Origin of the sequence: Streptomyces sp. NPDC059037, from assembly GCF_042740015.1 — a bacterium.
In the GTDB taxonomy this organism is placed as follows: Bacteria; Actinomycetota; Actinomycetes; order Streptomycetales; family Streptomycetaceae; genus Streptomyces.
This window is the reverse complement of the sequence record NZ_JBHYIG010000367.1, coordinates 1-8,596: the sequence shown is the minus strand read 5'-3', so window position 1 is coordinate 8,596 and position 8,596 is coordinate 1. Positions and strand designations below refer to the sequence as shown.

Sequence of the window (8,596 nt, the reverse complement as noted above, 5' to 3'; positions counted from 1 at the left end):
TCACCACCTCACCTCGCACCACCGCCGCCCCCGCCCGGGCAGCGGGCGGGGGGCTTCGTACGGATGGTGCGCGATACTGGGATTGAACCAGTGACCTCTTCCGTGTCAGGGAAGCGCTCTCCCGCTGAGCTAATCGCGCAGGTCAACCTGCGTGTGCTGCGTACTGCGTGCGCGATACTGGGATTGAACCAGTGACCTCTTCCGTGTCAGGGAAGCGCTCTCCCGCTGAGCTAATCGCGCGGGACGGTCCCACACCATACGGGACCAGGGGTTATTCAGTTCTGCGTGCGCGATACTGGGATTGAACCAGTGACCTCTTCCGTGTCAGGGAAGCGCTCTCCCGCTGAGCTAATCGCGCTTGGAGGTGGAGACGGGATTTGAACCCGTGTAGACGGCTTTGCAGGCCGTTGCCTCGCCTCTCGGCCACTCCACCAGGAGTGCGGGGTCTCGGGAAGATCCCCCACTTTCCTGCGAGCGGACGACCAGGTTCGAACTGGCGACCTCAACCTTGGCAAGGTTGCGCTCTACCAACTGAGCTACGTCCGCTTGTCTTTCCCGGTCCGCTTGCGCGTCCCGGCGACGTGTTGAACTCTAGCGGATTCCTGGGCCAGTACAAAAACGCGTTTGCGCAGCGTGCTGCGCTGTGACCGGCCCGGGGCGCCACCAGGACGCCGGTCATAGACTCGCAAGCGTGCACAGCCCCCCTCAGACGTCCTCCCAGCGGCCCTCCCGGGCGCCCCTGCCCATGGCGCGCTTCGGCGGTCTGGTGGCGACCGGCCTCACCGACGTGACCAGCGATCCCTCGGCCCTGGACTCCAGCGGCTTCTGGGCGGTCGCCGCGGATTTCGAGGGCGGCCTCGTCTGCGCCCGCTTCGCCGACGTACGTGAGGAGCCGGTGCCCGCCCCGGTGCCGGGGGCCTGGCGGGGGCCCGCCGCCGGTGACTGGACGTCCTCGCTCGACCGCACCGCGTACACGGAAGGCGTGCGGCGCGTGCGCGCGCACATCGCGGCCGGCGACGTCTACCAGGCGAACCTCTGCCGGGTACTGTCCGCGCCGGTCCCGGACGGCGCCGACGTGGACGCCCTGACCGCTCTCCTCGCGCGCGGGAACCCCGCTCCGTACGCCGGAACGATCCGCCTGCCCGAGCACGGCGTCGAGATAGCCACGGCGTCCCCCGAGCTGTTCCTGCGGCGTGCGGGGCGCGTCGTCGAGTCGGGTCCGATCAAGGGCACGGGCCGCACCGAAGCGGATCTTCTGGAGAAGGACTACGCCGAGAACGTCATGATCGTGGACCTCGTCCGCAACGACCTCGGGCGGATCTGCGAGACCGGCTCCGTGACCGTCCCCGACCTGTGCGTGATCGAGAAGCATCCTGGGCTGGTCCACCTCGTCTCCACCGTCCGGGGCGAGCTGCGCCCCGACGCCGGCTGGCCCGAACTCTTCGCCGCGGCTTTCCCGCCCGGTTCCGTCACCGGCGCCCCCAAGTCCAGCGCCCTGCGCATCATCGACGCCCTGGAGACCGCGCCCCGCGGTCCGTACTGCGGCGGCATCGGCTGGGTCGACGCCGACCGGGGCACCGGTGAACTGGCCGTCGGCATCCGCACCTTCTGGATCGACCGCGCCGAAGGCATGCTGCGGTTCGGCACCGGAGCGGGCATCACCTGGGGCTCGGACCCCGAGGGGGAGTGGCGGGAGACCGAGCTGAAGGCGGAAAGGCTGCTGGCGGTAGCGTCGGGGGCGTACGAAGTGAGTGGAGGGACCCCTCGGTGAAGATCTGGCTCAATGGCGGCCTGCAGGACCTCGATACCGCCCGCGTCTCCGTGCTGGACCACGGCCTGACCGTGGGCGACGGCATCTTCGAGACGGTGAAGACGGTCGAGGGGCGGCCCTTCGCGCTGACCCGGCACCTGGACCGGCTCGCCCGCTCGGCGCGCGGCCTCGGCCTGCCCGAGCCGGACCTGGACGAGGTGCGCGCGGCCTGCGCCGCCGTGATCGGCGCCAACCCGATGCCGCTGGGGCGGCTGCGCATCACCTACACGGGAGGCCTCTCGCCGCTCGGCTCGGACCGCGGTGACCAGGGCCAGACGCTGGTCGTCGCCCTCGGCGAGGCGGACAGGCGCCCCGACGCGACCGCCGTGATCACGGTGCCGTGGACCCGCAACGAGCGCGGCGCGCTGACCGGCCTGAAGACCACGTCGTACGCCGAGAACGTCGTCGCCCTCGCGCGCGCCCACGAACAGGGCGCCTCCGAAGCGCTGTTCGGCAACACCGTGGGGCAGCTCTGCGAAGGCACCGGGTCGAACGTCTTCGTCGTGCTGGACGGCGAGATCCACACGCCGCCGGTCGCCTCCGGCTGTCTGGCGGGCATCACGCGCGCGCTGGCCGTCGACTGGACGGGCGCGCAGGAGACCGATCTGCCGCTCGACGTCCTGGACCGCGCCGACGAGGTGTTCCTGACCTCGACGCTCCGTGACGTCCAGGCCGTGCACCGGATCGACGGACGCGAACTGCCGGGCGCGCCGGGCCCGGTGACCGCCAAGGCGATGCGCATCTTCGACGAGCGTGCGGCGGACGACCTCGACCCGTGAGCCCCGAGAACCGGTGAAATCCTGGTGACGGAGCGGCCGCGGGGCGGGTACAACACCACTGATGACCACGACCCTGCGGCCGACCGGGCCGCTCCAAGAGAGCGCTGACGGCGCGAAGTCACGCACGTACGAAGTGTGTGTGAACAGCCGTCCGGTGGGCGGGATAGAACTCGCCACGCACCCCGTGTTCGGTCCCTCCGTCGCCCAGATCAAGGATCTGCGCATCGAGGAACCGGACCGCAGGCGCGGCCGCGGCACCGTCGCCGTGCTCGCCGCCGAGGAAGTGGCGCGCGGCTGGGGCTGCCGGCGGATCGAGACGATCGTGCCCGCAGCGGCCACGGCGGCCCACCGCCTCGTCACGTCCCTGGGCTATGTGGAGCGCAACCGCCACATGACCAAGCCACTGCCCGCCGAGCCGCCCGCCCTGCCCGCGGGCGTCGAGGGACGGCCGATGACCGAGGCCGCGTACGAGGTGTGGCTGGCGCGCAAGAAGGACGACTACGCGCGCGACTGGATGGAGCGCGGCGTCCCCGAGGCCGAGGCGCGCGCCAAGTCCGCCAGGGACCACGCCGACCACCTGCAGCAGGGAATCGCCACCCCGGGGGTGCGGCTCAGCGTCCTCACCCACGCGGGTTCGGAGGTCGGCACCCTGTGGCTGGCCGTGTACGACGACCCCGCGTTCGTCTTCGACGTCGAGGTCGACCCGGAGTGCCGCGGCCAGGGGCACGGCCGCTCCCTGATGCACCTCGCCGAGGCCCAGGCCCACGAGGCGGGCAGCAGCCGCATCGGCCTCAACGTCTTCGCGGGCAACGCCCCGGCACTGCGCCTCTACCAGTCGCTGGGCTATGAGCCGGTCACGTACTACGTCTACAAGCCGCTGCTCTAGGCCAGCAGCCGGTCCGTGATCTCCTCGACGCGCTCGCGCAGGCCCTCCTGGCTCTTGCCGCCGTCGAGGCGTTGGCCGTCGACGACGTACGTCGGTGTGCCGGTGACGCCGATCGCCTTGCCCTCGGCCTGGTCGGCGTCGACGATCAGGATGTGCCGGCCGTCGATCAGGGCGGTGTCGAACTCCTCGGCGTCCAGGCCCAGTTCACGGGCCGTCTCGACGAGGACGGCCTCGCCCTTCTTGTCCAGATCCGCGACCTTCCCGAGCACCGCCTCGACATACGGCCAGCCCTTGCCCTGCTCGAAGGCCTCCTCGGCGGCCTGGGCGGCGGCGAAGGCGTGCTTGTGCTTCTCGAGCGGGAAGTGGCGAAGGCGCAGGTCGACGCGGTCGCCGTACCGGGCGCGCAGGGCGTGTACGTCGTCGAGGGCGCGGGTGCAGTCCGGGCACTGGAGCTCGCACCAGACGTCGATGACCACGGGTCCTGCGGGGCCGGTGAGGTCGGCGGGGGAGGAGTCGTTCATGGGTTCAGTCTTCCACCGACCGGGACCTGCGGAGGATGCCGGACCCGGATATGTCCCTGAGGTCCGCCCAGGACGTGGCTCGGGAGGGCCCACCCGGTGCAGGATGGAAGGGACGACATTGTCACCGTTGACGCCCGCGTGCCCTGGAGGACCGGATGATTGCCGAGACCGTCTGTTCCGCCGTGTCCGTGGCCGGGCTGGGCATCGCCGCCGTCACGGCCTACCGCAAGCGTTTCCTCGCGGCGACGCGCCTCGCCGCGTACTCCCTGGTCCCGATCGGCCTCGTGATGACCGGCGTCGTGGGATGGCTGGCCGACACCGCCTTCAGCATGAAGGCGTGGGCGGGCTTCGGCGTCCTCGGTGTCGCCTGGCTGCTCTTCATGACGACACGGGCGGTGGAGCGCCGCCGCGTCGGCAGCAGCGAGGAGCGCAAGGCGGCAAAGGCGGCCAAGAGCGAGGCCGTCGCCCCTGCGGCGTCGGCGCCTTCGCTCGGCCAGGGCATACGCCCGGCCGCCAAGCCCGAGGCCAAGGCCAAGGGCAAGCCGAAGGCGGCCGCGCCCACGGAGGACTTCAGCGACATCGAGGCCATCTTGAAGAAGCACGGCATCTGACACTCCCCGAACCCCCGAGGGCGGGCTGCGTGAGCTGGGCGGCGAGGCCGGAAGGGCTCAGCCGCCCAGCCGCATCTCGGCGAGGACGTTCACGCCCTCGACCCACTTCACGGACCCGTTGGCGCACCGCACCGCGCGCCCCTTCCCGGGGAAGGCCGGGTCGGGCAGGGCGAGTCCCAGGCGGTGGCGGCCGCGCACGCCGGACGGCAGGGCGAGCTCTCCGCGCACGGTCGTGACCTTCGGGCCCGAGTGGTCGTCGCCGGTCTCCGCGCGGCCCTGCGGCCGCCAGTCGCGCCAGTCCGCCCCGGTGTCCGCCGAGGCGACCGTCCGACCGTCCGCGTCCAGGAGTGCCAGCCGCACCGGACGTGCGTGCTTCGGCGCCGCGAAGCCGCGATTGACCACGTCGACCTCCACGGGGATACGGCCGCCGCGGGCGCCAGACAGGTCGTAGCGGGCCTCGCGCACCTCGATGCGGTAGCCCAGGTGGTCCCGCAGATATTCGAACTGCGTGCGCGCCACCAGCCGCCCGTCACGCCCCCGGAAGTAGCCGTCCGAGACCGGAAGCAGCGCGTCCGTCGTCTGCCGCTCGGTCAGCTCCGCCGCCTTCCAGGCCGGGACGGTGACCGTGGCGTTGTGCACCAGGGACAGGCTGTCGAAGCGCAGCGTCTGCAGCCGCCGGGCGGCGGGCAGCCCGGGGATGACGGTGCTCCACGCGTAGGGGTCGGCGCTCTGGCCCTTGTCCCAGGGCATCTCGCCGTCCATCATCCGCGTCGGCGACACGTCGAGATAGCTGGGCCAGCCGGGATTGTCCGGGACGTAGTAGTCCCACTCGCCCTCGCCGAGCGTCACGTAGTCGTTGTGGAAGCCGACCCGGTCCAGGATCGCCTTGTCGGTGATCATGTCGCGCTTCTCCGCGTACCGGACCTGGGTGTGCATGCCCGGCGGGAGCGCATCGACGAGCGTCGTCATGATGGCGGTGACGGCGTCGGGGTACGTCTCGTGCCGGTAGTAACTCCCGTGCCACTCGCCCCAGGCGCCCAGGAAGCCGGCCTGCCACACGGCCACCACGTCGCTGTTGCGCGCGACCAGCGGCGCGAGCTGGCCGATGTGCCGCTGGATGTCCTGCACGGTGTAGCGCCGGTTCTCCCGCACCCCGTCGTCGTACACGAAGCGCAGGACCGCCGCGTATCCCTTGCGACGCAGCCCCCGGAAGACGCTCTCGATGTTGTCGAGGGCGCTCTGCGGGATCGTGGAGGTCGCGAAGTCCCAGAGGTAGAAGTACAGCTGGGTCAGGTTCGCGCCGGGGCCGTACTCGCGCTCCAGGAGGTCCAGGGTCTTCGCGGCGTCGGGGGAGTGGTCCGCCTCGTTCTGCCAGGGGCTCGTCAGGTCGATCGCGTTGTACGACATCTCGTAGCGGAAGCCGCGGCGCGGGTTGGCCAGCGGGGCGCGGCCCTCCGGGTCGTCCGGACGGATGCCGCGATGCGGGACCCGCTGCCAGCCGGCCGCGCGGGCGGGGGATGCCGCGGCGAGCGGCACCATCGCGGCCGCGGCCGTGCCGAGCGCGGTCGTCAACAGCCGTCTGCGTTCCATGCGCATGTGTGGCTCCCTCGTTCGTGTGGACGGCGGGGGTGCCGAGTCTGACGAGGCGCCGTGCTGGTGAGCCATGGACGGAACGCGCGGGGCGCTGGACTTTCTGGTCACGGATTTAAGCGAACTCCCGCCCTTTCCGGGCGTGTTGGTCGGCGGTGGTGTCCCGACTGCGTCATCATCGCCGCGAGATGCTGGACACCACCACACCGGGCGATGCCGCCCCGCCGACCGATGAGCGAGCAGCGCCGACCGAGGAGCCGCAGGGCTGTCTCTTCGCGCTCTCCCAGCCACCCCTGATGATCTTCCTGGCGGTGATCGGCTTCCTGCTCCTGATGGGCTCGCTGCACGATCTGCTGAGGCTGTAGCCGCCGGAGCGGGGGCTCAGCCCGCGGCTTCCTTGCGGCGGGCCCGGTAGGCGGCCACGTGCAGCCGGTTCCCGCAGGTCCGGCTGTCGCAGTAGCGGCGCGAGCGATTGCGGGAGAGGTCCACGAAGGCGCGCCTGCAGTCCGGCGCCTCGCAGCGCCGCAGCCGCTCCTGCTCACCGGCGACCACGAAGAACGCGAGCGCCATGCCGCAGTCCGCCGCCAGGTGGTCGGCGATGGACGCGCCCGGTGCGAAGTAGTGCACGTGCCAGTCGTAGCCGTCGTGGTCGGTGAGCCGGGGCGTGGTGCCCGCCGCCGCGACCAGTTCGTTGATCACCGCCGCCGCGGCCTGTGGCTCGGGGGAGGCGAAGACCTCGTAGAAGCGGCTGCGGATCTGCCGAACGCCCGCGAGGTCACGTTCGGTGAGCACTCCGACGTCGCTGATGTCGTGGCTTCGTACGAACTCGCCAAGCGCCGCTACGTCCGCGAGCCCTTCGGTCTCGGCGCTCTCGTCGTCCGGTGCGGTGTTCACCAGATCGACCACGGCGTCGAGCGCACACCGGGTGTCGTGGGTGATCAGCACGATTCGCTCCCTGGCCTGGGGGTAGTCGGGCCTCCCCCGCTCATGGAGAACGTGGGAAGAGGTGCCCGCCGATGCTGGCCGATGCTAGCGGCTTCCCGGAACACAGCACCGGCGCCGTCCCCGCGAGAATCCGCGGCGACGGCGCCGGTGCCTGGCCTATGCGGTTGTCGTGCCCGAGCCGTCGCCCCGAGTCGGACGGCGCCGGGCGCTCTCGCGCCGCCTGGATCTAGCTTTCGGCCAGGATGTGCGAGAGCTCCGTATCGAGATCGAAGTGGCGGTGTTCTGTGCCGGGCGGCACGGCCGCGTCGGTTCGCTTGAGGAACGATTCCAGTGCCCGCGCCGGGGCCTCGAGCAGAGCCTCACCCTCGGGGGAACTCAGGGCGATGCAGACAACACCCTGACCGTGGCTCCGGGACGGCCAGACTCGGACGTCGCCGGTACCGGTGGGCCGGTGCAGGCCCTCGGCGAGGAGGTCGCGGGCGAACACCCACTCGACGGTTTCCTCGGCTCCGGTGTGGAAGGTGGCGTGCACGGCATAGGGATCGGCCGTGTCATACCGCAGTCCTGCGGGTACAGGCAGTGAGGACTCGCTCGACACAACGAGGCGCAGGTGCAGCTCGCAGCTGACCGTGGTGTTCATAAGCGCCAGGGCCTTTCGCTCAGTGTGCGCTCGGGGATTCGCACGTCGGCGAAATCGACATGCCACCTACGGTGCCGTTGTAAACCCCTCTGAGGGTTTTGCGTGTCTTTAGGTAGCTCGTACGGCGGGGTCTTTGTTCGGGACGTGCGGCCATTCCGGTGACGGGTTTCCGTCCGGTAGGGTTTGGCCGTATGAATACGGGGAGTAACGAGCCGGGGGTCGCGGCCGCGCCCGACGGTGAGAAGGCCGAAACGACCACGGGCGAGACGGCCGAACAGCCGCTTGGATCACGCGCTCCTGCGTTCGTCCAGGCTCGCAAGACGCTGCACCTCAGCTGGCAGGTGGGCGTGTTCATCGTGGGGCTCGCGGTGGTTGCCGCGGGCATCGTCATGCTTCCGCTGCCCGGCCCCGGCTGGCTGGTGATCTTCGGTGGCATGGCGATCTGGGCGACCGAGTTCGTCTGGGCCCAGCTGGTGCTTCGCTGGACGAAGCGGAAGGTCACCGAGGCTGCGCAGCGTGCCCTCGATCCCAAGGTGCGCCGCCGGAACATCATCCTGACGACCATCGGTCTGGTGATCGTCGCCGCGCTGGTCGCGGTCTACGTATGGAAGTTCGGCCTCGAGATGCCATGGAAGATCAAGGAGTGACCCACGGGTGACTCCGGGGCGGTCGGGGGCACCCCCTGACATGCGGTAATGTTCTCCGTGCGCCCGGGGCGATTAGCTCAGTGGGAGAGCGCTTCGTTCACACCGAAGAGGTCACTGGTTCGAACCCAGTATCGCCCACCCCGGAACTGCGGCCCGGAGGCTTAAAG

At 70.5% G+C, this 8,596-nt stretch carries 10 protein-coding genes and 6 tRNA genes; 7 read left to right on the top strand and 9 right to left on the bottom strand.

All coding sequences use genetic code 11. The features are described 5' to 3' along the window. Positions 1-64 precede the first annotated feature (64 nt). The 5 genes from ACFWY6_RS41980 to ACFWY6_RS41960 form a co-directional block, all read right to left on the bottom strand. Positions 65-139: transfer RNA gene (locus ACFWY6_RS41980), tRNA-Val, on the bottom strand. 29 nt (positions 140-168) lie between these two features. Then, positions 169-240 (bottom strand) — tRNA-Val (locus ACFWY6_RS41975). A 46-nt stretch (positions 241-286) separates the two neighbouring features. Next, positions 287-358, bottom strand: a tRNA-Val gene (locus tag ACFWY6_RS41970). A 1-nt stretch (position 359) separates the two neighbouring features. Then, positions 360-433, bottom strand: a tRNA-Cys gene (locus ACFWY6_RS41965). Positions 434-473: 40 nt separating this feature from the next. After that, positions 474-546, bottom strand: a tRNA-Gly gene (locus ACFWY6_RS41960). A gap of 199 nt (positions 547-745) precedes the next feature. Between ACFWY6_RS41960 and ACFWY6_RS41955 the strand changes: the two genes are divergently transcribed. From ACFWY6_RS41955 to ACFWY6_RS41945, 3 genes are all read left to right on the top strand, one after another. Then, positions 746-1,771, top strand: coding sequence for a chorismate-binding protein (locus tag ACFWY6_RS41955; protein ID WP_384702110.1), 1,026 nt, complete (start codon positions 746-748; stop codon positions 1,769-1,771). Next, positions 1,768-2,589 carry an aminotransferase class IV gene (locus ACFWY6_RS41950; RefSeq protein ID WP_384702107.1) on the top strand — a complete coding sequence of 274 codons (822 nt, stop codon included), beginning with the start codon at positions 1,768-1,770 and terminating at the stop codon, positions 2,587-2,589. Before ACFWY6_RS41955 ends, ACFWY6_RS41950 begins: the two co-directional genes overlap by 4 nt. A 61-nt stretch (positions 2,590-2,650) precedes the next feature. Beyond that, on the top strand, positions 2,651-3,475 hold the full coding sequence (locus ACFWY6_RS41945) for a GNAT family N-acetyltransferase (protein ID WP_384702104.1): 825 nt from the start codon (positions 2,651-2,653) through the stop codon (positions 3,473-3,475). Here the strand turns inward: ACFWY6_RS41945 and ACFWY6_RS41940 are convergent. Next, positions 3,472-3,996, bottom strand: a complete 525-nt coding sequence (locus ACFWY6_RS41940; protein WP_384702101.1) for a DsbA family protein — start codon at positions 3,994-3,996, stop codon at positions 3,472-3,474. The genes ACFWY6_RS41945 and ACFWY6_RS41940 overlap by 4 nt on opposite strands. 155 nt (positions 3,997-4,151) lie before the next feature. Here ACFWY6_RS41940 and ACFWY6_RS41935 point away from each other — a divergent pair, with 155 nt between their 5' ends. Continuing rightward, positions 4,152-4,607, top strand: a complete 456-nt coding sequence (locus ACFWY6_RS41935) for a hypothetical protein (protein WP_384702099.1) — start codon at positions 4,152-4,154, stop codon at positions 4,605-4,607. Between the two features lie 57 nt (positions 4,608-4,664). On the opposite strand, the gene ACFWY6_RS41930 is transcribed toward ACFWY6_RS41935, so the two are convergent. Continuing rightward, positions 4,665-6,203, bottom strand: a complete 1,539-nt coding sequence (locus ACFWY6_RS41930; protein WP_384702096.1) for a DUF4874 domain-containing protein — start codon at positions 6,201-6,203, stop codon at positions 4,665-4,667. Positions 6,204-6,385: 182 nt separating this feature from the next. Between ACFWY6_RS41930 and ACFWY6_RS41925 the strand changes: the two genes are divergently transcribed. Next, positions 6,386-6,562: a hypothetical protein gene (locus tag ACFWY6_RS41925; RefSeq protein ID WP_167828961.1), complete on the top strand. Its 177-nt coding sequence runs from the start codon at positions 6,386-6,388 to the stop codon at positions 6,560-6,562. 16 nt (positions 6,563-6,578) lie between these two features. Here the strand turns inward: ACFWY6_RS41925 and ACFWY6_RS41920 are convergent, their stop codons facing one another. Together ACFWY6_RS41920 and ACFWY6_RS41915 are read right to left on the bottom strand one after the other, a co-directional pair. Continuing rightward, the gene (locus tag ACFWY6_RS41920) at positions 6,579-7,142 is read right to left on the bottom strand and encodes a CGNR zinc finger domain-containing protein (protein WP_360771974.1); all 564 of its coding nucleotides are present in this window, start codon (positions 7,140-7,142) and stop codon (positions 6,579-6,581) included. A 226-nt stretch (positions 7,143-7,368) separates the two neighbouring features. Then, positions 7,369-7,782: an SsgA family sporulation/cell division regulator gene (locus ACFWY6_RS41915; RefSeq protein ID WP_003959770.1), complete on the bottom strand. Its 414-nt coding sequence runs from the start codon at positions 7,780-7,782 to the stop codon at positions 7,369-7,371. A gap of 191 nt (positions 7,783-7,973) precedes the next feature. On the opposite strand from ACFWY6_RS41915, the gene ACFWY6_RS41910 reads away from it, so the two are divergent. Then, the gene (locus ACFWY6_RS41910; protein WP_384702092.1) at positions 7,974-8,429 is read left to right on the top strand and encodes a TIGR02611 family protein; all 456 of its coding nucleotides are present in this window, start codon (positions 7,974-7,976) and stop codon (positions 8,427-8,429) included. Positions 8,430-8,495: 66 nt separating this feature from the next. Then, positions 8,496-8,567: transfer RNA gene (locus tag ACFWY6_RS41905), tRNA-Val, on the top strand. Positions 8,568-8,596 lie beyond the last annotated feature (29 nt).